This is a genomic window from Microbacterium sp. che218 (genome assembly GCF_040436305.1).
GTDB lineage: Bacteria > Actinomycetota > Actinomycetes > Actinomycetales > Microbacteriaceae > Microbacterium > Microbacterium algihabitans.
Genome location: NZ_AP031501.1, coordinates 3,092,910 through 3,116,357, shown reverse-complemented (window position 1 = coordinate 3,116,357; position 23,448 = coordinate 3,092,910). Strand labels below are relative to the sequence as shown.

The window sequence follows — 23,448 nt, the reverse complement described above, 5'->3', positions numbered from 1 at the left end:
GGCCCCGCAACGACGAAGACCCCGGATGCCGCGGCATCCGGGGTCTTCGTTCGACTCGAGGTCAGTCGGCGTTGCGCGTCGCCCGTCGGCGAACGGCGATGCCGAGACCCAGCAGAGCGAGCGCGGCGAGCACACCGGCACCCATCCAGGCGGTGTCGGTACCGGTGAGCGGTAGCGCGCCGGGCTGTCCCGGGGTGCCCGGACCGGCGGGCTGCCCCGGCTCGCCGGGCGTGCCGGGCTGTCCCGGGGTGCCCGGGTCGACCGCGGCGTCCGTCACCCGCACGGGCACCGTCACCGTCGTCCCCGTCGCGGTGGTGAGGACCACCTCGAGGGACACGCCCGCATCGGCCGGCACGGTCACCGACACCTGAGCCGCGCCGTCGACCACGGGCACCGTGACCGGGGCCGCGGAGCCGACGGTCGCGGTGAGCTCGGTGGTGAGGGGGCTGCCCAGCGAGGTCAGGTCGAGCTTCGAGACGCCGAAGCTGATCTCACCCCCGCGCTGCACCTCGGCCGGAGCCCCCGTCACTTGCACCGCACGAGCGGCGAAGTCGGGCGTGAGCCCCGGGTTGGCCTGCAGGTAGGCGATCCAGCCGTCGCGGTCGATGAGGCCGGAGTCGCGCGTGTCGGCGCCCTCGGTGAACACCGAGAAGGCGTCACCGCCCTGCAGCAGGAAGCTGAACGTGCCCACCCGGTACTCGGCCTCGGGAGTGACGGCCGCCCCGTCGATCCAGATGCCCGTGATGCGCTCGCCCGCGGGGAGCGACGCGTCATAGGTGTAGCGGACGTTCTCGGACACCCCGAGCGCGAGCGTCGCGGCGCGGCCGGCCTCGTCGCCCCACTGCTGCTCGAGCAGGCGGCGCAGCTGGTCGCCGGTCAACGTCGTCGTGCCGAGGTTGTTCACGAACGGCAGGACCGCGTTGGCCTCGGCGAACGTGATCACTCCGTCGTCGCCGCGCAGCAGCTCGGCGCGCAGCCCACCCGGGTTCACCAGGGCGATGTCGGCGCCGCCGCGGTCGGGATCGGCGAGCGTCGTGCGCAGCGCATCGGCGACCAGGCCGCCCAACGCCGAGGCGCTCGAGCGGTCGTCGCGCGTGCCCCCGGTGTACACACCGTCGACGTAAGCGCCGCCGGTGAACGCGGTGGTGATGTCGGCCGTCACCGAACCGACCGGCTGCGAACCGACGCGGTCGGCCTCGGCCAGCGCGGCGTCGACGATGCCGTCGACCTCGGCGACGCGCGGGTAGGTGGCGATCAGCTCGGCATCCAGCGCCGCGATGTTCTCGGCGGTCTTACCCGGGTCGCCCTCGACGGCCTCGGCCGCCAGACGGGGGACGTTGCGGGCGGTGTGGCCGACGACCTCGCCGCTCTCGCGGTCGACGTCCAGGACCACCTGGCCGATGTTCGCGCCGTAGCTGCCGGTCTGGAGGATCGGACGCGTGCCCTCACCACCGGGGATCGGTGCCTCCCACACGTACTCCTCGTGGGTGTGACCGGTGAAGATCGCATCCACATCGGCATCCGTCTCGGTCACGATCCGGGCGAAGGCGCCGCCCTCGGCGACGGCCTTCTCGAGGGTCTCGCCCGCCGACGCGCTCGCGCTGGCACCCTCGTGGTACTCGGCGACGATGACGTCGACCTGGTCGCGGATCTCGCCGACCACGCGGTTGACCTCGGCCACCGGCTCGCGGAACTCGACGCCCTCGATGCCGCTCGGGGTGACGAGCGACGCCGTCTCCTCGGTGACGGCGCCGATCACACCGACGCGCAGGCCGTCGACCTCGAGGATCTCGTAACCGGGGAGCATCGGCTGACCGTCGCGGTAGACGTTCGCGCCGAGGTACTCGAAGTCGGCGAGGTCGGAGACGCGCCCGAGCAGGTCGTCGGCGCCCTTGTCGAACTCGTGGTTTCCGACTCCGGATGCCGCGAGATCGAGCGCGTTCAGCACGTCGATCGTCGGCTTGTCACCGGCGTTCGACGACGCGAACAGCGAGGCGCCGATGTTGTCGCCATTGGAGAGGAACAGCGTCTTGTCGTCGCCGCCCTCCGCGCGCAGCTGCTCGATCGTGCCCGCGAACTTCACGGTGTTGGCATCGATGCGCCCGTGGAAGTCGTTGATGTTGAGCAAGTTGAGCTCGGTGGTCGACGACAGGTCGACCCCCACGACGACGGGGTCGTGGTCGCTGGAGCGGTAGGGCGAGGCGTCGTAGAAGTTCAGCGCGTTGTAGTTGTAGCGGCTGTACTCCAGGGCGAGGGCCTCGACGGCGTTGATGTTCCACACGTCGACGCCGGTCACGAGGTCGCGCGCCGAGGGCGACGCGAGCACGTGGTCGAGCGACCCGGACTGCCCGCTGAACGAGTACGAGTACTTGCCCGTGCCCGCCTCCAGCGGCTCGTAGCCGAACGAGCGCAGCGTCTCGATCGGGTCCTCCTTCGTGTAGGAGTTGAAGTCTCCGAGCAGGAACACCTCGTCGGTGCCGACCTGGGCGGAGCGCTCCTCGGCGAAGGCGCCGAGCGCTTCGGCCTGTCGCACGCGGTCGCCGTTGAAGGCACCCTGCACGCCGTTGGCGTTGTCGCCGGTGGCGGCGGGGCGGCTGTCGCCCTTCGACTTGAAGTGGTTGACGATCGCGAGCATCTTCGCGCCCTCGTCGTCGACCGGCGCGAAGGCCTGGGCGAGCGGCTGGCGGGCGTTGGCGAAGGCCGGGTCGTCGAGGATCACGCTGTCGCCCACCGTGGTCACGACGGCCTTCTTGTAGATGAAGGCCGTGCGGATGACGTCCTCCGACGCGGGCACGGCGGCGGGCGAGGGCACGAAGGCCCACTCCTCGGCTCCGAGGGCGTCGTTGAGCGCGTCGACCAGCGTCGACAGGGCGGCGTCGCGGTCCTTGCCGAACTGGGCCGAGTTCTCGATCTCCTCGAGCGAGACGACGTCGGCGCCCAGACCGTTGATCGCAGCGACGATCTTGGCTTGCTGACGCTCGAGGTTCTCGGCGTTCGCGGCACCGCGAGGGCCGGGGGCGGGGCACGTGTCGGCCGTGATGGGGTTGCCGTCGCGGTCGTCGTAGGTCGAGGTGCACCCGACGCTCTCGGCGGTGGTGGTGAAGTAGTTCAGCACGTTGAAGCTCGAGATCTTCACGCTGCCGCCGACCGGCTCGGGAGCCGAGGTGCGGGTGTTCGCGAAGGTCGCGGGCTGCACCGTCGAGGCGTTGTCGACCGTGAGCTGCTGGGTCGGCTGGAACTTCCACGCGTTGTTGCGGTAGTCGAGGATGACCGGCTGCGTGAACGTCACCGGCGCCCCCACGCGCACCGGGTCGGTGAGCGAGACGTAGGGCAGCGGAATGCCCTTGTTCGCGTCGTTCAGGAAGTTGATCGACGCCCCGTCGTCGAGCACCACGGCGCGGGCGTTGTTGTCGGCGACCGCCGCCACGTACTCGGGGGTCGCGGGACGCGCGACGTCGGTGGGGGTGCGCAGCGGCGTGGTCCCGGCGGCGAGACCGACCTCGGCGTACTGGTTGGTGCTGTACGAGTTGGTGACGGTGAAGTCTCCCTGCGGCGCCAGCAGCATCCCCTCGAAGCGCTCGCGCTCCTCATCGGTCTGGGGCCAGCCGATCTCGGCCGGCGACACGACGTCGGCGTCCTCGGTGAGGATGCTGACCGCAGCGGCATCCGCGGTGATCTGGGTCTGTCCGGAGAACTCGCCCGCCGTCCCGGTCACCTCGACGTAGTCGCCCTGCGCGACGAGCGCCGTCGCGGCCGAGCCGTAGACGAAGATCGCGTCGGATGCCGTGTGGGTCGCGGTGTCGACCGCTCCGCCGGTCCCCGGGGTCTGCAGGAAGAATCCGTTGTAGCCGCCCGTGGGGTAGGCGGCGGTGACGATTCCGCGGGTCGTGACGGTCGTGCCGTCGAGCGGCGTCGTGGCGCCCGTGCCCTGGATCTCGCGGATGGGCGTGACGACGTCGGGAACCGGAGTCGAGGGCTCCTCGGTCGGCTCGGGGTCGGGCTCGGGCTCGGGGGCGGGAGTGCCGCCGGCGGAGCCCTGGGGCGTGACCGTCGTGGCGTTGGTGAAGTCGGCGGAGTTGTCGTCGGTGTCGACGAAACCCGAACGCACGAGCGAGTTCGGCACGGAGTTGCCCCCGTCGACCGTCGCCGCCGCCGTCTCGAAGCCGACCGCCGAGCCGTAGCCGAGGAAGTCGACCACGCGGTCGTCGTCGACCGAGCCGGCGGGAAGGGCGAGCGACTCCGCCACGTCGGCGAGGAACAGCTGCCCGTTCGTCCCCGAGGGGTTGAGCCCCGTGCTCGTGAGGTCGGCGGCGGGCAGGGCCGCGCCGTTGGCGCCGTTGCCGGGGAGGGCGATGAGGTAGTACCCGCCGGCGGCGATCGAGCCGGTCAGGCTCTGCGTGTTCGCACCGGTCGGCGCGCTCTCGCTGGAGGCCGAGCGGTACTGCAGCGACCACCCGCTCAGGTCTTGCGCGGTGTCGCCGGCGTTGTAGAGCTCGACGAACTTCTGCGTGAACGGCGCGTTCGCGCTCCCGCCCTTCAGGTAGGCCTCGTTGATCACCACCCGGGGGCCGTCGGCCGCGAAGGCGGGGAGCGGGGCGAGGGCGGAACCGAGCAGAGCCGCGCCGAGGGCGGCGCTCAGGACGGTCGTGAAACGGCGTGCGGGCACGCGCGACACATCGGAAGGCATGGGTCTCCAGATAACGACGAACGTGGGAACGACGTCGCGTGGGGGGATCGACGGGGGTTCTCAACGACCGTAAACGATCCGCATACCCTTTTCCCAGACTCACAGGTTTCGTTTGCGTGAACTCCGCCCGAGGCTCCGGCCTCCCCGACCCGGAATGACGAAGCCCCGGATGCCGTGGCGCCTCGGGGCCCGAAGATGAAACGACGAAGGCCCGGATGCCGTGGCATCCGGGCCTTCGTGTGAATCGCGTTACCGCGACCGTGAAGCGTTATTACTTCAGGGTCACCGTGGCGCCGGCCTCTTCGAGCGAAGCCTTGGCCTTCTCGGCGGTCTCCTTGTTCGCGCCCTCGAGCACGGCCTTGGGAGCACCATCGACGACGGCCTTGGCCTCGCCGAGGCCGAGCGAGGTGAGCTCGCGGACGACCTTGATGACCTGGATCTTCTTGTCACCGGCGGCCTCGAGGACGACGTCGAACGAGTCCTTCTCCTCGACCTCTTCGGCGGGGGCAGCGCCACCGGCGGCGGGACCGGCAACGGCCACGGGGGCGGCAGCGGTGACGTCGAAGGTCTCCTCGAACGCCTTGACGAACTCGGAGAGCTCGATGAGGGTGAGCTCCTTGAACGCGTCGAGCAGCTCTTCGGTGCTGAGCTTAGCCATGTTGTATCTCCTTGATCGGGTTAATCATCCGGGGCCGGGTCAGGCCGCGGTGTCCTGCTTCTCGCGCAGCGCGTCGACCGTGCGAACGGCCTTCGACGGAAGCGCCTGGAAGACGTATGCCGCCTTGGTCATCGTCGCCTTCATCGCACCGGCGAGCTTCGCCAGCAGGACTTCACGGCTTTCGAGATCGGCGAGCTTGTTGACCTCATCCGCGGTCAGAGCGGCGCCATCGAAGTAGCCGCCCTTCACCACGAGCTGAGGGTTAGCCTTGGCGAAGTTACGCAGGCTCTTCGCGACGGCGACGGGGTCACCGTGGACGAATGCGATGGCAGACGGGCCCTTGAGCTCGTCGTCCAGCCCCGTGACCCCCGCGTTAGCCGCGGCGATCTTGGTCAGCGTGTTCTTCACCACGGCGTAATCCGCGTCCTGACGGATGTCGTTGCGCAGCTGCTTGAGCTGGGCAACCGTCAGACCGCGGTACTCGGTCAGCAGAACGGCGGTCGAGCTCTCGAAGTTCTTCGTGAGCTCGGCGACCGATGCATCCTTCTGCGCCATGGCCACTCCTTGTGTGAACGAGGCGCTCCGCGATGGCGGGGCGCCGGCCGAAGACACCGGGGTCCGGACAAAAAAGAAGAGCTCCGGCGCAAGGCACGGAGCTCGATTCCCGAAGGAGAGTTCGTACACCTGCGTAGGTCCCCTGCTTTTCAGCAGACGCTTCGATCGAAATGCGAGCACTCCGATAACCGACGGTCTTTGGCTTGACCCCACTGTACCCGATCCCCCGTGCCTCCGCCAAACCCGCCGCCCCGACCCAGCACCCTGGCCGCACCCGATCGTCGAGGCCGCACCCGTTCGTCCGCAATCGCATGCACCTTCGTCAAACGAGTGCACCCTGACGGCGGCGTCGCCGACCGCCGGGGAGTCACGGCGGCGGATGCACACCGAAAGCGGACAAGCGCGCAGCAAGCGTCTCCGGGGTGGCGATGTCTGCCAAGCCCCCGCGGCACAGCCGCCATTGCGTGACGCCCCGGATCCAGTCTTCGCGCCGCTTCTCCTCGAGCATCACGTCTTCGATGGAGCGCCCCTGCCTCATCGCGACGTCGCGGTACTTCACCTCGCCGTCGAACTCCCAGAATGTGCGGACCTGACGCAGCACGATATCGACGAAGTAGTCCGAACCTCGCGGCCCGGCGACGGCCACCTGCAGATCGAGGTCACGAAAGCCGAGCCGATACAACTGGAGCCGACTCACGCTCTCTCCGGGCAGCTCCGCACGACCGTCGGCGAACTCGACGACCCAGCTCGCGTCGCGCACACCCCGCTGCCCCCGCGCACGGGCGACCCGCTCCTGCAGTCGCTGACGCCAGTCGTCCTGCACATCGGCACGGAACCGCCGACGTTCCACCGCGGCGCGTCGAAGAGCCCCGTCGACACACGACAGGGCCATCTCACGCGTCTCGGTCCGAGAGACGTCGAATACCGTCCGCTCGATCGAGGTGCACCGGATGCCGTCGACGTCGACGACGTCGTCCTCGCTCAGAGCACTCGTGTGCCGGCGAACGTACGACCCGCTGGGCGGGTGCGCAGAGCGAGGGACCACCATCTGCACGCGCTGCTCGCGGAATCGGTACAGGGGAAGTCCATGGAGCACCGCCGCGGACAGGTGCGAGACGACGCCCTCCGCACCGCGTGCCCTGTCGACAGCCGCCAGCACGGCGAGGCGATGGCGGTCGACGGGCCGCGCAGACACCCACTTGTCGCGCGCGACGTACACGCCGGGCTGAATGCGCGTCCACGCCGCCCGGTCGCCGTCCTTCCTCAGCTCCGCTTCCGGCACTCCACGATCCCGCAGCTCGGCGCGCGTGAACAGCGATCGTCGCGCGATGACGACCTTCGACTCCACGGGCATCCGCCCACCCTGCCCCCTCACAGATCCATCCGTGCTCGCTTTCCACAAGCCCGGTCCTGTGCAGAAGCGGCGCACGCCGCCGAAGTCGCATCCGATCACCCAGGACGTACCCGTTGGGCGACGAATGGGTACGTCGTCGGCAGACGAATGCGTCCTCGACGGCGACGGCGACGACACCCCAGCGGGGGCCCGCGTCAGGAGACGCGGGGCTCGGGCAGCAGGGCGCGGGTCATGCGCACGATGCGCGACGGGGTGCGCGCTCCAAGCCATACGGTGCACATCGGCGCGTCCCCGCACGCCCACTCCGCGCACCACGCGTGGATCGCCTGCGCGAGCCTCTCGCCGCGCGGACGCAGTTCGCCGTCGATCGTGCGGTCGAGCCAGCTGACACGGCCGTCCCCCGCGTCGACGACGCCGACCTCGGCGGCGCCGCACACTTCGACGACGACGGTCAGGTGCACGGAGGGCGAGAGCGCGGCGGCGATCCGACGCATCTCGGCGACGTTCTGCGCGTCTCCCCCGAGCAGCACGGCGCCCTCGATGTCGCCCCAGCGGCCGCCGTCGGGGCGCTTCGCGGCGTGATCTTCGGCAGCCATGCAGACAACTTAGGACACCCTTACCTGCGGCACAAGACCCCGGATGCCGACGCGCCGCGCCTCGCATGCACTCCACGGGCGAGCGGGGTTAGGGTCGAACGTATGTCCCCCGAGCTCGTCGCATCGCGCAGCGCCGACCTCGACGCCCGGATCGTCGCGGACTCGCGCGATCGCGTCGCCTGGATCCGCGCGCGCAGCCGGGGCATCACCGCCACCGACGTCGCGACGCTGACGAGCCACAACGCCATCGCGCGGGCGGCGGACGCCAAGCTCATGGGCTCGAACTTCTCGGGCAACGCCTTCACGGCGCACGGTCGTCGACGCGAGCCCGAGATCGCCGCATGGGTGGCGGCGACCCACGGCATCCGCCCCTCCTCCGCGCTGTATCACGCGGTCGTCGAGAAGCGCCATCTGGCGACGCCCGACGGTGTGGTGGTCGACGGCGAGGGCCGCATCGTGCTCGCCGAGATCAAGACGACCAACAAGGCGTGGCGCTCGATCCCCAAGACCTACATGCGTCAGATCTGGTGGCAGCAGCACGTGCTCGGCGCCGAGCGCACCCTCGTCGCCTGGGAGCAGCACGACGGCTTCGTCCCCCTGCACGACGAACCGCGGTGTCAGTGGATCGACCGCGACGAGCGCGAGATCGCCAAGCTGGTGGGTCTCGCCACCTCCCTCATCGACGAGCTGTACCGCCGCACGATGAGTGCGCGTCAGCCGCGCCCCGAGCCGGTCCGGCCCGAGCCCACGGAGAGGTATCGCGCTCTCGCGCTCCTCGATTAATAGTTGACGGAAGTCAAGCAATAGGCGTATCGTTGACATCAGTCAACTAATCGCGCCATCGTCGTCGCGGCATCCGTCCCCCCTTTCGTGGAGCTCCCGCATGACAACCTCTTCCCCCGAGGCGCCCGCCCAGCGGCGTGTCCTCCCGGCCCTCATCGGCCTGCTGCTCGGCACCTTCGTGTCGATGCTCGCCTCGACCGTCGTCTCGACGTCGCTGCCGGTCATCGTCCACGACCTGTCGGGCGACCAGAACGCCTATACCTGGGTCATCACCGCGACCCTGCTCACCACCGCGATCTCGACTCCGATCTGGGGCAAGCTCGCCGACCTGTTCAACCGCAAGGTGCTCATCCAGATCGCCATCGCGATCTTCGTGCTCGCCACCGCGGCCGCCGGGTTCTCGCAGAACACCGACATGCTGATCGGCTTCCGCGCGGTGCAGGGTCTCGGCGCCGGCGGTCTCGCCGCCCTCAGCCAGGTGATCATGGCCGACATCATCAGCCCGCGCGAGCGCGGCCGGTACATGGGCCTCTTCGGCGCCGTGATGGCCGTCGCCACCGTCGGCGGTCCCCTGCTCGGCGGTGTCATCACCGACGCCTTCGGATGGCGCTGGAACTTCTTCGTCGCCCTCCCCTTCGCCGTCGCCGCCCTGCTGATCCAGCAGCGCACGCTGCACCTCCCCGCCCGCGCGACGCGCAAGGTCAAGATCGACTACCTCGGCATCGTGCTGCTCTCGGCCGCCGTTTCGCTGCTGCTCGTCTGGGTGACCAACGCCGGCAGCACCTTCGAGTGGGCCAGCACCGAGACCTTCCTGATGGTCGGCGGCGCCGTTCTCGCGGCGATCCTGTTCGTGGTCGTCGAGCTGCGCTCCTCCGAGCCCCTCGTGCCGCTGACCCTGTTCCGCGACGCCACCTTCACCCTCGCCACGATCGCCTCGATCGCGACCGGCCTGGCGATGTTCGGCACCTCGGTGTTCCTCAGCCAGTACATGCAGATGGCCCGTGGCGCCACGCCCACCGAGGCCGGCGTCATGACCATCCCGATGATCGGCGGCCTGCTGGTCTCGTCGATCGTCGTCGGTGCGCTCATCTCGCGCTTCGGCCACTGGAAGCCGTTCCTCATCACCGGCGGCGTGCTGCTGATCGCCGGGACGTTCCTGCTGTCGACGATCCACTACGACACCAACTTCGCTCTCGTGTCGCTCTACATGGCCCTGCTCGGTGCCGGTGTCGGCATGACGATGCAGAACCTCGTGCTCGTGGTGCAGAACACCGCCAACCCCAGCCAGATGGGTGCGGCCAGCTCGGGAGTGACGTTCTTCCGCAGCCTGGGCGGCACGATCGGCGTCTCGGTCATGGGCGCGGCCCTGGCGAGCATGGCGACGAGCCTGTTCACCGACCGTGCGGCCGACCTGCAGGCCGCGATCATGGGCCTGGGCGAGAAGGGCGCCGCCGTCGCCCAGACGCTGCAGTCGGGAGCCATCCCCCAGGTGTCGACCCTGCCCGAGAGCGTGCGCGTGATCGTCGAGGACATCTACGCCCAGTCGATCGCCCACTCGTTCCTCATCGCGGTGCCCGTGGCGATCGTGAGCCTCATCGCGATCGTGTTCCTTCCGAATCGTCCCCTCACCCGCATGACGACGACGGAGCGCGTCGCCGCGAGCGAAGCCGACCTCGCCACGGTCTCGGTCCCCGAGGCGATGGCGACGCTCTCGGCCACGGGAACGATGCCGACTCAGGATGCCGCCTCCCCGCGCCGCGCACGTCGTGACGCCGGGATGGGAGAGGATGTCTGACGTGAAGAGCGAAACGGACGACGAGCGCCGCGAGGCCGTGCAGGCCCTGGAATCGTCGTTCTCGGAGCTCATGACCGTGTTCCGCCGCTTCGTCTCCGAAGCGGCGGAACGCGTGAGCCCGGGAATGCTCCCGGCGACGTTCAAGGCCCTCTCGGTCGTCAGCCGCTTCGGACCGCTCACCCTCTCGGCCCTGGCCGAGCGCCTCGCCGCCGACAAGGGATTCCTCAGTCGCGGGATCAGCGAGCTCGAGGAACTCGGACTCGTCACGCGCACGCCCGACCCGAACGACCGTCGTTCGCGACTGATCGCCGTCACCGAGTTGGGGCACAAGCGCCTGGCCGATGCCCGCGCGCCGCACGAGAGTCGCCTCTTCGACGCCATCGCCGATTGGACCATCGACGACATCCGTCACCTCTCGACGCTGCTGCACGCCCTCGCCGTCGGCGAGGTCCCCTCGCGCGACTGACCGCCCGCGGGGGCCGACCGCGGAGGGCATCGGGCGATCCCGGATGCCGTGGATCCCCGCTCCGACGGGCTTCGCGACACGGTGACCCTCGCGTAACACCATCGAGACAATGGCGCGATTGACTGGGCGGACCGCAGCGAAGTCGCTGCGTAGCGACGTCACGAGAGAGAGCGCCCGATGAGATTCCGATCGACGCGTCCCGAGGCCGCCCTCCAGCCCGCCCCCGCGCTGCCCGAGACGATGCGAGCGGTGGTGTTCGATGCTCCCGGTTCCACCGAGGTGCTCCACGTCGCCGACGTCGCGGTCCCCACTCCGGTGCTCAGCGAGGTGCTCGTGCGGGTGATCGCCGCCGGCATCAACCCGATCGACGCGAAGACCCGCGCGGGACGCGGTATGTCGGCTGCCATCGACTCGTGGCCGGCCGTGCCCGGGTTCGACGTGAGCGGCGTGGTGGTGCGCACCCCCTTCGACGCGCACCCGTTCCCCGTCGGCACGGAGGTGTACGGCATGGCCGCTTTCCCCCGTACCCCCGGAACCTCGGCCGAGTACGCCGTCGTTCCGACGCTCTCGCTCGCCCGCAAGCCCGCCTCGCTCTCGCACGTCGAGGCGGCCGCCGTCCCGCTGGCCGCGCTGACCGCGTGGGGACTCGTCGTCGAGACGGCCCTCGCGCACCAGGGACAGCGCATCCTGATCCACGCCGGCAGTGGCGGGGTGGGGCACTTCGCCGTGCAGTTCGCCGCCTACTTCGGCGCGCACGTCATCGCGACCGGTTCGACGCGCAACCTCGAGTGGCTCCACGAGCTCGGCGCCGCCGAGGTCGTCGACTACACCGCGACACGATTCGAAGACGTCGTCCACGACGTCGACGTGGTCATCGACCTCATCGGCGACGTCTCCGACGACACCGGCACGCGCTCCCTCGAGGTGCTGCGCCCCGGGGGCCTGCTCATCGAGGTGCCCACCGGCGCATGGCCGGGCTTCCGCGAGGCGGCCGCGGCCCGCGGCATCCGTTCGACGGACTACAAGACGATCCCCGACGGCGGCGCCCTGGCGACCATCGCCCGCCTGCTCGATTCGGGTGCGGTGCGGGTCTACGTCGAGCACGTGTTCGACCTCGCCGACGCCGCCGACGCGCACGTCGAACTCGAGCGCGGGCACACGCGCGGCAAGATCGTCCTCTGCGTCAGCGACGACTGACCCGCGGATGCCGCGGAGCCGGGGGTCACCCGGCTGCGAGCATCCGCCGCCCCTCGCCGACGATCTCGTCGGCCACCTCGTCGAGCAAGGGAGAGGTGAGGTTCCACTGCTGCCAGAACAGGGGCACGTCGACCGGATCGGCACCGAGCCGCACCAGGCGACCCTGGGTGAGCCCCTCGGCGGACTGGAACCCGGGCAGAAGCCCCCACCCGAGCCCGAGCCCGACCGCTGCGGCGAAGTCCTGCGAGGCGGGCACGCGGTGCCGCGGAGGATCCGCCGGCGAGACCCCGCGCCGTAGGAGCCACTGCGTCTGCAGGTCGTCTCGTCGGTCGAAGTCGACGATCGGCGCCACCGCGAGCGCGTCGGCGTCGGCCCCCCGAGCGAACCACCGCTCGGCGAACCCCGCGGTCGCCACCGCTTCGTAGCGCAGCACCCCGAGTGAGCGCACCCGGCACCCGGCCACCGGGGTCTCGCGCGAGGTGACGGCGGCCATGACCGTGCCGCTCTCGAGAAGCCCGGCCGTGAAGTCCTGGTCGTCGCGGTGCAGGTCGAACACCACCGCGCGGCGCGCCGCCACGCGCGCCAGCGGGGGCAGGAACCACGTCGCGAGCGAGTCCGCGTTGACGGCGAGGGCGACGGATGCCACCGAGCCCTCCTCCGCGCCCAGGGCGGCCAGGGCGTCGTGCTCGAGCAGGGCGAGCTGGCGGGCGAGGCGCACCACGGCGTCGCCGGCCTCGGTCGTGCGTACGGGCTTGGACCGCACGAGCACGACGCGTCCGAGTTGGTCCTCGAGCGCGCGCAGCCGCTGGCTGACCGCCGACGGGGTGATGTGCAGGCGTCGGGCGGCGGCGTCGAGGGTGCCCTCGTCGACGACGGCGGCGAGGGTGCGAGCGAGATCGAGCGGGACCGGCATGAAGCAATGCTAATGGTTCATCAGAATAATGAGCTGTTCTTTTCTTCTGGGCAACCGTAGCGTCGTCGTCGTGCTCCCCTCCGTCTTCGCCGGTCTCGGCCTCGGCCTGTCGCTCATCGTCGCGATCGGCGCCCAGAACCTCTTCGTGCTGCGCCAGGGCATCCGGCGCGAGCACCTGCTCGCCGTGGTCGCGGTGTGCGCTCTGTCCGATGCGATCCTCATCGTGCTCGGCGTCTCGGGCGTCGGGCTCGTGCTGCAGGCCGTGCCGTGGCTGCTCACTGTCGTGCGCTGGGCGGGGGCGGCGTTCCTCGTGGGGTACGGCGTGCTGGCCGCGAGGCGCGCCCTACGTCCGAGCGGCGAGACCCTGCGGGTCGACGGAGGCGCGACATCCGCCCCCTCCCCCCGCGCAGGGGGTACTGCCGTGCGCACCCGTCCGGCTCGAACGACCCTGGCCGCGGCCCTCGCGACATGCCTCGCCCTGACGTGGCTGAACCCCCACGTGTACCTCGACACGGTGTTCCTGCTGGGCTCGGTCGCCTCGACCCACGGCGACGATCGGTGGGCCTTCGCCCTCGGGGCCTGCGTGGCGAGCGTGCTGTGGTTCACCTCGCTCGGCTTCGGCGCCCGCTGGCTCGGGCGGTGGCTCGATACCCCGCGCGCGTGGCGCATCCTCGACGCGGTGATCGCCGTGGTGATGTTCGCGATCGCGATCTCGCTCGTCCTGCCGCACTGAGCGGCGATTCGCCGGCCGCGGGGCATCCGCGGCCCACGGGACGACGAGAATGGACCCATGCGCACGGCGACGATCACGGTGAACGGACGCGTGCAGGGCGTGGGGTTCCGCTACGCACTGCACGACGAGGCGCAACGGCTCGGGCTGCGCGGATGGGTGCGCAACCGCCGCGACGGCTCGGTCGAGGCGCAGGTGGCGGGCGATCCCGACGCCGTCGAAGCCCTCATCGCCTGGGCGCACGAGGGTCCGTCGACGGCCCGCGTCGACGACGTCGATGTGATCGAGGGCACCACCGATCCCGGCGACGGGTTCGAGATCCGCGCGACCGCCTAGAGCGGAAGACCCGCCCGCAGCTCGGCGAGAACGTCGGCGGCATCATTGAGACGCGCGAGGCCCGCAGCCTGGCCCGCCCACAGCGACAGCAACTCGGCGTCGCCCCTCGCCGCGGCGGCCTGACGGAACACTCCCGTGAGCCAGTTCTGCGCCGGGAAGGGCGCGATCTCGCCGGACTCCTCGATCGCGCGCACCGCGTCGTTGGGCACTCCGCGCGCGAGCCGACCGCTCATCGCCGTCGTCAGAACGGTGGTGGTGTCGGATGCCGAGGCGATCGCCTCACGGTGCGCCGGCGTCGCCGCCGACTGCCTCGTGCGCAGGAACGCGGTGCCGACCTGCACGCCCTCGGCTCCCAGGGCGAAGGCCGCGGCGACACCCCGACGATCGGCGATGCCCCCCGCCGCGATCACCGGCACCCCCACGGCGTCGACGACCTGGGGCACGAGGGCGAACGTGCCGACGAGCGAAGCCGAGGCGTCGCGCAGGAACGAGACCCGGTGACCACCCGCCTCCATTCCGGTCGCCACGATCGCGTCGACACCCGCGGCATCGAGCGCGCGGGCCTCGTCCACCGACGTGGCCGTTCCGATCACGCGGATGCCGAGCTCTCGTGCGGTCGCGAGGGTCGCGGCATCCGGAACGCCGAACACGACGCTCAGCACGTCGGGGCGCGCGTCGAAGACGGCCTCGAGCTGCTCGGCCACGGGCGGGATGAAGGCGCGCGGCGCCTCGGGGCGGGAGATGCCTGCGCGCGCGAAGAGGTCGCCCGCGGCGTCGACGTAGCGCTGCAGGTCGACGTCGTCGGGGGTGACCTCGTCGCCCCGCGGCATCCACAGGTTGACGGCGATCGTCTTGTCGGTCGCCGCGCGCAGGGAAGCGACGGTGTCGCGGATGCGCTCGGCCGCGTAGCCGTAGAGGCCGAACGATCCGAGCCCGCCCGCCTCGCTCACCGCGGCCGTCAGCCCCACCGACGACAGGCCGCCGAACGGGCCGAGTACGATCGGCACCTCGACGCCGAGCACCTCCCGCAGACGCGACATGATCAGTCCATCGGTCGCAGGAGTCGGTCGAGGAAGCGCTTGGTGCGCTCCATCTTGGGCTGACGCAGGATCTCGGACGGAGTGCCGCGCTCGACGATCACTCCCCCGTCGAAGAAGAGCACCTCGTCGGCGACTTCACGGGCGAAACCGAGCTCGTGCGTCACGATGACCATCGTCCAGCCCTCGGCCGCGAGTTCGCGGAGTACCGTCAGCACCTCGCCCACGAGTTCCGGGTCGAGGGCACTGGTGGGCTCGTCGAAGAGCAGCAGCTGCGGCTGCAGCGCGAGGGCGCGCACGATGCCGACGCGCTGCTGCTGTCCGCCTGAAAGCTCGGAGGGATACGCGTCGCGCTTCTCGGCGAGGCCGAAGCGGGTCAGCAGAGTGTCGGCGCGGGCGATGGCCTCGGCCTTCGCGACGCCGTGCGCCTGCGTCGGCCCCTCGATGACGTTCTGCAGCACCGTCAGGTGCGGGAACAGGTTGTGGTGCTGGAAGACCATCGCCGACTTGTCGCGCAGCGCCGTGCGGTCGGCCTTCGACACCTTGCCACCGAACTCGACCACCGGACCCTGATCGAACGCCACGACGCCGGCATCCGGGGTCTCGAGTCCGTTCAGGCAGCGCAGCACCGTCGTCTTGCCCGACCCCGACGGACCGATCAGCACGAGCACGTCACCGCGGCGCACCTCGAGATCGACGCCGTCGAGCACGCGGTTCGTTCCGAAACTCTTCTGCAGCCCGGTCGCTGCGAGCAGCGGGGCGGACGGTTCAGTGGGCGACATGGCGGTCCAGCCTCTTCTCGAGGGCGTTCTGCCCGAACGACAGCACCAGGCAGAACAGCCAGTAGATCAACGCCGCCTCGAGGTAGACGGCGAGGAATTCGTACGAGAACGCCGCGATGTTCTGCGCCTGACGAAGGAGCTCGGTAACGAGGATCACCGACGCCAGCGACGTGTCCTTCACCAGCGAGATGAAGGTGTTCGACAGCGGCGGCACCGACACCCGGGCCGCCTGCGGGAGGATGATGCGGGTCAGCGTCTTGGTCGGCGACAGGCCGACGGTGTGCGCGGCCTCCCACTGGCCGCGCGGGACCGAGAGGATCGCCGCGCGGATGATCTCGGCAGCGTAGCCGCCGACGTTCAGCGAGAAGGCGATGACCGCCGCCGGGAACGGATCGATCGTGAGCCCTACCGACGGCAGGCCGAAGAAGATCACGAACAGCTGCACGAGCAGCGGCGTTCCGCGGATGACCGAGATGTAGAACCGGGCGATGCCCGACAGCACGATGTTGCGCGAGAGGCGCATGAGCGCCATCGCCAGGGCGATCACGAGACCGATCGCGAACGAGGCGAGCGACAGGGGGATCGTGCCCTTGATGCCGGCCAGCAGCATGGGCCAGAACGATTCGACCAGGAGCGGCCAGACGTCGTTCATGGGCTTCCTTCCTCGCGCGGGCGCGGATCACCCGCGGCGGACGCCACAGCGGATCATCCGCCGTCCACGCTACGGGTGGGTGGCGGATGATCCGCGGGGCTTTACATCGGGCTTACTGGGTGACGTCTGCGCCGAAGTACTTCTCGCTGATCTGCGCGAGAGTGCCGTCGGTGCGAAGCTCGTCGAGGGCGCCGTCCACGGCATCCGCCAGCTTGTCCTGACCCTTCTTGAACGCGAACGCGCTCTCGGAGGTGTCGTCGGTCTGCGCGGCGATCTTCAGGCCCGTGGGGCTGTTCGTCTTCTCGTAGTCGAGGTAGGTGAGCTGGTCGTTGACCGTGGCGTCGACGCGGCCCTGCTTGAGCAGCGCGACGGCCTGCGCCCATCCCTCGACGGCCTCGACCTGAGCACCGCTCGAGGTCGCGAGCTCGTACCAGTTGCTCGTGAGCGACTGCGCGGTGGTCTTGCCCGACAGGTCGGCGAAGCTCGAGATGGCGTTGTCGTCTTCGGTGGTGACGATCACGCCGCGCGACACCGTGTACGGCGAGCTGAAGTCGTACTTCGCCTGACGGTCGGGGTTGATCGAGACCTGGTTGGCGATGACGTCGAAGCGACCCGCATCGAGGCCCGCGAAGATGGCGTCCCACTGGGTCTCCTGGAACTTCACCTGCAGGCCGAGCTTGTCGGCGACGGCCTTGGCGATCTCGACGTCGAAGCCCGTGAGCTCCCCGGCACCCTCGTGGTACGAGAACGGGCGGTAGGTGCCCTCGGTGGCGACGGTCAGCGTGCCACCCGACACCAGACCGAGGTCGGCGCCGGCGGCGGGGTCGGTCGTGGAGGAGCCGCCGCTGCAGGCGGTCAGCGCGAGGGCGCTCAGGCCCAGGGTGGCGGCGAGGACGGTCAGACGGCGACGGGGCATAGCTGTTCCAGACATGTGTGGTGTGGGGGGTGGCACGGTGCGGCGCCGGACGTGGTCGGTGCGCGAGCGCACCCTCCAGCAGAACACGCCGCGGCGGCGGAGTCTTCCCGGATGACGCTGTATTGCACGATCGTGCACGCACCAGGAACGCAGAAGCCCCGCCGCGCAAGGCGCGACGGGGCTTCCGAAGTGACGGATGTCACATGATGGAGTTGACGTCCAGCGGGATGCCGGGGCCGAACGTGGTCGACACGGCGCCCTTCTGGATGTAACGGCCCTTCGAGCTCGACGGCTTGAGGCGGACGATCTCCTCGAGAGCGGCGGCGAGGTTCTCGTCGAGCTGCTCAGCGGTGAACGACGCCTTGCCGACGACGAAGTGCACGTTGGCGTGCTTGTCGACGCGGAACTCGATCTTTCCGCCCTTGATCTCCTCGACAGCCTTGGCCGGGTTGGGGGTCACGGTGCCGGTCTTGGGGTTCGGCATGAGGCCGCGGGGTCCGAGGACCTTACCGAGGCGACCGACCTGGCCCATGAGCTCGGGCGTGGCGACGGCCGCGTCGAACGCGGTGTAGCCGCCGGCGACCTTCTCGATGAGCTCGGTGCCACCGACCTCGTCGGCACCGGCGGCGAGAGCCGCCTCGGCCGCGGGGCCGTTGGCGAAGACGATGACGCGCGCGGTCTTACCCGTGCCGTGGGGCAGGATGACCGTGCCGCGGACCATCTGGTCGGCCTTACGGGGGTCGACGGCGAGCTTCAGCGCGACCTCGACGGTCGAGTCGAACTTCTTCGAGCCGGTCTCCTTCGCGAGGGCGACGGCCTCGGTCGGGGTGTAGAACGTGTCGGCCGCGATCTTCTCAGCAGCGGCGCGGAATGCCTTGGACTTGGTAGCCATTGTTATCTCCCTCAGTCCTCGACCGTGATGCCCATGGAACGGGCGGTGCCGGCGATGATCTTCGAGGCGGCCTCGATGTCGTTCGCGTTCAGGTCGGGCTGCTTCGTGGTGGCGATCTCGCGGACCTGGTCCTTGGTGAGCTTGCCCACCTTGACCGTGTGGGGCGTCGACGAGCCCTTGGCGAGACCGGCGGCCTTCTTGATGAGCTCTGCGGCGGGGGGCGTCTTCAGGATGAACGTGAAGCTGCGGTCCTCGTAGACGGTGATCTCGACGGGGATGACGTTGCCGCGCTGGGCCTCGGTCGCCGCGTTGTACGCCTTGCAGAACTCCATGATGTTGACGCCGTGCTGACCGAGCGCCGGACCGATCGGGGGCGCGGGGTTGGCCGCACCCGCCTTGATCTGGAGCTTGATCAGGCCGGTCACCTTCTTCTTGGGTGCCATATCCTTTTCCTCTCTCGAGCGGGGCCGTGGCGGCTCCCTCTCTCCCGCACACCCGGCGGATTCCGGGCAGCGGTCGTCGCGCGCTGACGCACGCAACCTCCCCATCATACGCGACGCCGCGCCCGTCGGCATCCGCGGGTCCGGCGGGGGCGTGCGCGGTCTGTTCCGCGCCGCATCCCAGGTATAAACGCGATCCGCGCGCATAAACGGGTGGACGTCGTGTTTCTGCGCGCGAGGAGCGTTTATGCGACGGGCCCTCGGAAGTTATCCACAGCCGCGAAACACGGTCGCCCGCAACCTGGCACCCTCGCCGGATGGACACCGCTCCCCACTCCCTCCGCGCCTCCCCCGCACCGCTCATCCGCGACTCGAGTGCCCCACGGACCGGACCGCCGCTGTGGCGCGATGAGTCGTTGCTCCGCGTGCGCGCCGGCGTGTACACGGTCCGCTCCGAGTGGGAGGCGCTGCCACCGTGGGAACGGTACCTCGTTCGCGTCCACGCGTTCGCCCTGGCGCGAGCGGATGCCGTGTTCTCGCACGAGTCCGCCGCCGCCCTGCTGGGCCTCCCGATCTTCGGGCACCCCCGAGCGATCCACATCTTCGACGGACGCCGCTCACGGTCGGTGACATACGGCGACGTCGCCGTACACACGAGCGCCGACGCTCGAACGACGTGCTCGTGGGCCGGCATCCGTCTCAGCGTCGTCGAGGACGTCGTCATCGACCTCGTTCGAGTGCTACCCCCTGCATTGGGCGTCGCCGTTGCCGACGCCGCGTTGCGGTCTTTCGAGCTCGAGGGGCGGCGGTTGATCGACGGCGCCGCCGCGCAGCGGAACGCCTTCGGAGCACGACGCGCACAGTGGGCGCTGTCGCGCGCGACGCCGTTGGCGGAGTCGCCGGGCGAGTCGATCAGTCGAGCGGTCATCGAATGGTGCGGGTTGCCCACACCCGCGCTCCAGACCGAGCATCACGTCGATGGGCGCATCTATCGGTCGGACTTCTGTTGGCCGGAGCAGAGGGTCATCGGCGAGATCGATGGGTGGGTGAAGTACAGCAACACGGATGCCACCGCAGCGGCCAACGCCGTTCGAGCAGAGAAGCGTCGCGAAGACGCGCTCCGACGGCGAGGGTGGCGCGTCGCCCGCTGGGACTACGCCGGAGCACTTGGTGTCGACGGGCTGCGCAACGCCCTCCATGCCGCCGGACTGAGACCCGTGCGTCGCGCCGAGGTCGCCGCCCTGGCATCCGTCGGGAGGAACCCCCGCTCCACGGGACCGGTCTGAACGCGATCGACGCGCATGACCGCCGCCACGCAGATCTCACGCATAAACGCGATCGACGCGCAGAAACGCGAGGACAGCGCGTGCATGCGTCCGGATGGCGTTTATGCGCAACGGGCGCCAGGCAAACGGCGAACGCCCCGCCGGACGAGCCGGGCGGGGCGTTCGCGAAGACGCGGGTGGGCGTCAGACCATCTTGGTGACCTGGTCGAACGACAGCTCGACCGGGGTCTCGCGCTCGAAGAGCGACACCAGCACCGTGAGCTTGCCGCTCTCGGGCTTGATCTCGCTGATCGTGCCGGGAAGACCCGCGAACGAGCCCTCCTTGATCGTGATCGTCTCGCCGGTCTCGAAGTCGACTTCGGCGGGGATGACGCGCTGCGCGGTCGGAGCACCCTTGACGGCGCCGCCCTTCGCGGGAGCGGCTTCCTTGACCTCGACGAGGCTCTTCAGCATGTTGAAGGCCTCTTCGAAGCGCAGCGGCGTGGGGTTGTGGGCGTTGCCCACGAAGCCCGTAACACCGGGGGTGTGACGCACGACCGACCAGGTGTCTTCGTTGAGGTCCATGCGCACCAGCACGTAGCCGGGGATGCGCACGCGGTTGACCATCTTGCGCTGGCCGTTCTTGATCTCGACGACGTCCTCCATGGGGACCTCGACCTGGTAGATGTCGTCCTCGACCTCGAGCGTCGACTTGCGCTGCTCGATGTTGGCCTTCACCTTGCGCTCGAAACCGGCGTAGGAGTGGATGACGAACCACTTGCCGGGGAGCGAACGCAGCTCGGCGCGGAACGCCTCGTACGGGTCGGCGTCTTCGTCGGTCTCGTCGGCGTCGACATCGGTCGCGGCGTCGGCCGGCGACTCGGACGCCTCGGCCTCGTCGACGACGGATGCCGCGGCGGAGACCTCGTCGACGAAGTCCTCGTCGAGCACGGGCGCGTCGGGCTCGCCGTTGATGTCGGGACCGTCGTAGGGGGTGACCTCGTCGGCGACCTCGGCGGCCTCTTCGGCCTGCTCCTCGGCGAGGGCTTCGGTGAGCACCTCGGCGGCGGCCTCGGCCTCGCTGGTCTCGTCGATCTCGAGAGCGTCGTTCACGATCGCGTCCGCCTCCGGGTCGGTGATGTCGATGTCGCCGAGGTCGGCGTCGTCGGTGTCGGTCTCGTCGTCGACGACGTGCACGGCGGAGTGCTCGGCCGAGTCGGAGGCGCGCTCCTGCGATTCGAGCACGTTGCCTTCTTGGGCCTCGTCGTCCTCGCTGGACTGCTCGGCTGCCGTCGCCCAGTCGGCGTCGTCGACATATCTTTCAGACACTGTGATCTCTTCCGTTCAGAGGCGGCCGCTCCAGGCGCCGCGCGTCCGTCCAGACGCGGTCAGGCGCCGGCGGTACCGGGGACGCCGAAGACGGCGGTGGTGATCCACACGAACAGCACGTCGAGGCCGTAGACGATCGCCATCATGACGACGACGAACCCGAGGACGACGGCGGTGAACTTCAGGAGCTCCTGCCGCGTCGGCGTGACGACCTTGCGCAATTCTGCGAAGACCTGACGAATGAAGAGAGCGATCCGCGCGAAGAAGTTCAGCTTCTTCTCGCGGGGCGCGCCGCGGTCTGCGACGATCTCGCCCTTCGCCTCTTCCTGCGTCATCGAACCACCTAGGTCTGTCTGTGTGCCAGCGTGCGCTGTGCGCAGGGCGGACAGGAATCGAACCTGCAACCTGCGGTTTTGGAGACCGCTGCTCTGCCAATTGAGCTACCGCCCTAAGATCCCGACGGGATCCAGGATTCGAAACCGACATGCGTTCCGCCTGGAATCTCTCGGGGAGGGATGCCGCGTGCCCGGGGGCACGGCGAAAGAATGCAGATTTCGACTGCACTCCCCAGTCTATGTCATGAGGTCGGACCTGGCGAACCGAGCCGACCCCACCGGGCATGTCGCGGAGCGCGCCGCACCCTGCGGTCGCAGCGCAAGAGAGCGCGCGGACCGAGGGGTGCGGTGGGGGGTCACGCCGAGCGGATGAGCTTCTTGTTGACGAACTCGTCGGCCGCCAGCAGGCCCATCTCGCGCGAGGTGCCGCTGCGCTTGACGCCGCCGAAGGGCAGCTCCGGCGAGTCGGCGAGCACGAGGTTGACGTAGACCATGCCGGCCTCGATCTTGTCGGCGATGCGCTGGGCCTGCTCGGCATCCGTGGTGAACACGTACGAGCCCAGGCCGTAGCCGGTGTCGTTGGCCAGTGCCACGGCCTCGTCTTCACCCGAGACCCGGTAGACCACGCCCACGGGGCCGAAGAACTCCTCGCCGTAGGCGTCCATGTCCTTGGTCACCCCGGTGAGGACGGTGCCAGGGTAGAACGCCCCGTCGCGCTTCCCGCCGACCTCGACGGTGGCGCCCTGCGACTGCGCGCGCTGCACCTGCTCGTCGAGCCGCTCGGCCGCGGTGAGCGACGAGAGGGGCCCGAGCACGGTGTCGTCGGCGAAGGGATCGCCCACCTTGGCCTCACCGAGGGCGGCGGTGAACTTCGACAGGAAGCCGTCGTACAGGTCGTCGGCGACGATGAAGCGCTTGGCCGCGTTGCACGACTGGCCGTTGTTGTCGAGACGGGCGTCGACGGCCGCCTGCACCGCGGCGTCGAGGTCGTCGGTGGACAGCAGGATGAACGGGTCGGACCCGCCGAGCTCGAGCGCGACCTTCTTGAGGTTGCGGCCGGCGATCTCGGCGACGGCGGCACCGGCGCGCTCGGAACCCGTCACCGAGACGCCCTGCACGCGACGGTCGGCGATGATGGTCGCCGCCTGGTCGTTGGTCGCGCGGATGTTCACGTACGCGCCCTCGGGGAGCCCCGCGTCGCGGTAGATCGCCTGGAGCGCCTCGGCCGACTCGGGGCACTGCGGAGCGTGCTTGAGGAGGATCGTGTTGCCGACCGCCAGGTTGGGCGCCGCGAAACGGGCGACCTGGTAGTACGGGAAGTTCCACGGCATGATGCCCAGCAGCACGCCCAGCGGCGAGCGGCGGATCACGGCGGTGCCCTCGGCCAGGATGTCGAGCGGGGTGTCGCCGGTGATCTTGTCGATGTTGTCGGCGTAGTACTCGGTGATGTCGGCCGCGAAGTCGACCTCGCCCAGAGCGGCCTCGAGGGGCTTGCCCATCTCGCGCACGATGATGGCCGCGAGCTCGTCGCGGCGCTCGCGGTGCAGCTCGGCGACGCGGCGAATGGCCGTGGCGCGCTCGGCCGGGGCGGTCGCCGCCCACACGCGGTAGCCCTCGTGGGCGGAGGCGATGGCCTCTTCGACCCCGGAGTCGCTCAGCGTGTCGTACTCGGCGAGGGTCTCGCCGGTGGCGGGATTGACGACGGCGTAGTCGCTCATGGTGCTCCTTTT

The 23,448-nt window shown here is 69.7% G+C and carries 22 protein-coding genes and 1 tRNA gene; 7 read left to right on the top strand and 16 right to left on the bottom strand.

Annotated elements, in window-relative coordinates; all coding sequences use genetic code 11:
• Window positions 1-61 precede the first annotated feature (61 nt).
• The 5 genes from ABXS86_RS14655 to ABXS86_RS14635 all read right to left on the bottom strand — a co-directional run bounded on the left by ABXS86_RS14655 (window position 62) and on the right by ABXS86_RS14635 (window position 7,850).
• On the bottom strand, window positions 62-4,687 hold the full coding sequence (locus ABXS86_RS14655) for an ExeM/NucH family extracellular endonuclease (protein WP_353664950.1): 4,626 nt from the start codon (window positions 4,685-4,687) through the stop codon (window positions 62-64).
• 271 nt (window positions 4,688-4,958) lie between these two features.
• Window positions 4,959-5,345: a 50S ribosomal protein L7/L12 gene (gene rplL / locus ABXS86_RS14650; RefSeq protein WP_251508684.1), complete on the bottom strand. Its 387-nt coding sequence runs from the start codon at window positions 5,343-5,345 to the stop codon at window positions 4,959-4,961.
• A 39-nt stretch (window positions 5,346-5,384) separates the two neighbouring features.
• Window positions 5,385-5,900: a 50S ribosomal protein L10 gene (gene rplJ, locus ABXS86_RS14645; protein ID WP_307214117.1), complete on the bottom strand. Its 516-nt coding sequence runs from the start codon at window positions 5,898-5,900 to the stop codon at window positions 5,385-5,387.
• Window positions 5,901-6,267: 367 nt separating this feature from the next.
• Window positions 6,268-7,353 carry a hypothetical protein gene (locus ABXS86_RS14640; protein ID WP_353664949.1) on the bottom strand — a complete coding sequence of 362 codons (1,086 nt, stop codon included), beginning with the start codon at window positions 7,351-7,353 and terminating at the stop codon, window positions 6,268-6,270.
• A gap of 95 nt (window positions 7,354-7,448) precedes the next feature.
• On the bottom strand, window positions 7,449-7,850 hold the full coding sequence (locus tag ABXS86_RS14635; RefSeq protein ID WP_353664948.1) for a hypothetical protein: 402 nt from the start codon (window positions 7,848-7,850) through the stop codon (window positions 7,449-7,451).
• A 102-nt stretch (window positions 7,851-7,952) separates the two neighbouring features.
• Between ABXS86_RS14635 and ABXS86_RS14630 the strand changes: the two genes are divergently transcribed.
• The 4 genes from ABXS86_RS14630 (at window position 7,953) to ABXS86_RS14615 (ending at window position 12,091) form a co-directional block, all read left to right on the top strand.
• Window positions 7,953-8,633 (top strand): YqaJ viral recombinase family protein, encoded by a 681-nt coding sequence (locus tag ABXS86_RS14630; protein ID WP_307213316.1) that lies wholly within the window; start codon window positions 7,953-7,955, stop codon window positions 8,631-8,633.
• Window positions 8,634-8,733: 100 nt separating this feature from the next.
• Complete coding sequence (locus ABXS86_RS14625; RefSeq protein ID WP_353664947.1) at window positions 8,734-10,428, top strand: MDR family MFS transporter; 1,695 nt, start codon at window positions 8,734-8,736, stop codon at window positions 10,426-10,428.
• Window position 10,429: 1 nt separating this feature from the next.
• Complete coding sequence (locus ABXS86_RS14620; RefSeq protein ID WP_409988224.1) at window positions 10,430-10,894, top strand: MarR family winged helix-turn-helix transcriptional regulator; 465 nt, start codon at window positions 10,430-10,432, stop codon at window positions 10,892-10,894.
• A 177-nt stretch (window positions 10,895-11,071) separates the two neighbouring features.
• The gene (locus ABXS86_RS14615) at window positions 11,072-12,091 is read left to right on the top strand and encodes an NADP-dependent oxidoreductase (RefSeq protein ID WP_409988223.1); all 1,020 of its coding nucleotides are present in this window, start codon (window positions 11,072-11,074) and stop codon (window positions 12,089-12,091) included.
• Between the two features lie 25 nt (window positions 12,092-12,116).
• On the opposite strand, the gene ABXS86_RS14610 is transcribed toward ABXS86_RS14615, so the two are convergent.
• A complete protein-coding gene (locus tag ABXS86_RS14610) occupies window positions 12,117-13,004 on the bottom strand; it encodes a LysR family transcriptional regulator ArgP (protein WP_353664946.1) in 888 nt (295 codons plus the stop codon).
• Window positions 13,005-13,032: 28 nt separating this feature from the next.
• On the opposite strand from ABXS86_RS14610, the gene lysE reads away from it, so the two are divergent.
• A complete protein-coding gene (lysE, locus tag ABXS86_RS14605) occupies window positions 13,033-13,737 on the top strand; it encodes an L-lysine exporter (protein WP_353664945.1) in 705 nt (234 codons plus the stop codon).
• Window positions 13,738-13,794: 57 nt separating this feature from the next.
• Window positions 13,795-14,070 (top strand): acylphosphatase, encoded by a 276-nt coding sequence (locus ABXS86_RS14600; protein ID WP_144832758.1) that lies wholly within the window; start codon window positions 13,795-13,797, stop codon window positions 14,068-14,070.
• On the opposite strand, the gene ABXS86_RS14595 is transcribed toward ABXS86_RS14600, so the two are convergent.
• From ABXS86_RS14595 to rplK, 6 genes are all read right to left on the bottom strand, one after another.
• Complete coding sequence (locus tag ABXS86_RS14595; RefSeq protein WP_353664944.1) at window positions 14,067-15,110, bottom strand: NAD(P)H-dependent flavin oxidoreductase; 1,044 nt, start codon at window positions 15,108-15,110, stop codon at window positions 14,067-14,069. The genes ABXS86_RS14600 and ABXS86_RS14595 overlap by 4 nt on opposite strands.
• Window positions 15,111-15,112: 2 nt before the next feature.
• The gene (locus ABXS86_RS14590) at window positions 15,113-15,889 is read right to left on the bottom strand and encodes an amino acid ABC transporter ATP-binding protein (RefSeq protein WP_154097361.1); all 777 of its coding nucleotides are present in this window, start codon (window positions 15,887-15,889) and stop codon (window positions 15,113-15,115) included.
• Window positions 15,876-16,541, bottom strand: a complete 666-nt coding sequence (locus ABXS86_RS14585) for an amino acid ABC transporter permease (RefSeq protein ID WP_307213327.1) — start codon at window positions 16,539-16,541, stop codon at window positions 15,876-15,878. The genes ABXS86_RS14590 and ABXS86_RS14585 overlap by 14 nt, the downstream gene beginning before the upstream one ends.
• A gap of 112 nt (window positions 16,542-16,653) precedes the next feature.
• On the bottom strand, window positions 16,654-17,457 hold the full coding sequence (locus tag ABXS86_RS14580) for an amino acid ABC transporter substrate-binding protein (protein ID WP_307213329.1): 804 nt from the start codon (window positions 17,455-17,457) through the stop codon (window positions 16,654-16,656).
• Between the two features lie 199 nt (window positions 17,458-17,656).
• Complete coding sequence (gene rplA, locus ABXS86_RS14575) at window positions 17,657-18,349, bottom strand: 50S ribosomal protein L1 (RefSeq protein ID WP_144832750.1); 693 nt, start codon at window positions 18,347-18,349, stop codon at window positions 17,657-17,659.
• An 11-nt stretch (window positions 18,350-18,360) separates the two neighbouring features.
• Window positions 18,361-18,792, bottom strand: a complete 432-nt coding sequence (rplK, locus tag ABXS86_RS14570) for a 50S ribosomal protein L11 (RefSeq protein ID WP_013585556.1) — start codon at window positions 18,790-18,792, stop codon at window positions 18,361-18,363.
• Window positions 18,793-19,106: 314 nt separating this feature from the next.
• On the opposite strand from rplK, the gene ABXS86_RS14565 reads away from it, so the two are divergent.
• Window positions 19,107-20,075, top strand: a complete 969-nt coding sequence (locus tag ABXS86_RS14565; protein WP_353664943.1) for a hypothetical protein — start codon at window positions 19,107-19,109, stop codon at window positions 20,073-20,075.
• Window positions 20,076-20,258: 183 nt separating this feature from the next.
• Here ABXS86_RS14565 and nusG read toward each other — a convergent pair whose 3' ends face one another.
• From nusG to ABXS86_RS14545, 4 genes are all read right to left on the bottom strand, one after another.
• Window positions 20,259-21,383: a transcription termination/antitermination protein NusG gene (gene nusG, locus ABXS86_RS14560; protein WP_353664942.1), complete on the bottom strand. Its 1,125-nt coding sequence runs from the start codon at window positions 21,381-21,383 to the stop codon at window positions 20,259-20,261.
• Window positions 21,384-21,442: 59 nt separating this feature from the next.
• Window positions 21,443-21,718: a preprotein translocase subunit SecE gene (gene secE / locus ABXS86_RS14555; protein ID WP_144832746.1), complete on the bottom strand. Its 276-nt coding sequence runs from the start codon at window positions 21,716-21,718 to the stop codon at window positions 21,443-21,445.
• A 42-nt stretch (window positions 21,719-21,760) separates the two neighbouring features.
• Window positions 21,761-21,833: transfer RNA gene (locus ABXS86_RS14550), tRNA-Trp, on the bottom strand.
• A 241-nt stretch (window positions 21,834-22,074) separates the two neighbouring features.
• Window positions 22,075-23,436 carry an NAD-dependent succinate-semialdehyde dehydrogenase gene (locus ABXS86_RS14545; protein WP_307213340.1) on the bottom strand — a complete coding sequence of 454 codons (1,362 nt, stop codon included), beginning with the start codon at window positions 23,434-23,436 and terminating at the stop codon, window positions 22,075-22,077.
• Between the last annotated feature and the right edge of the window lie 12 nt (window positions 23,437-23,448).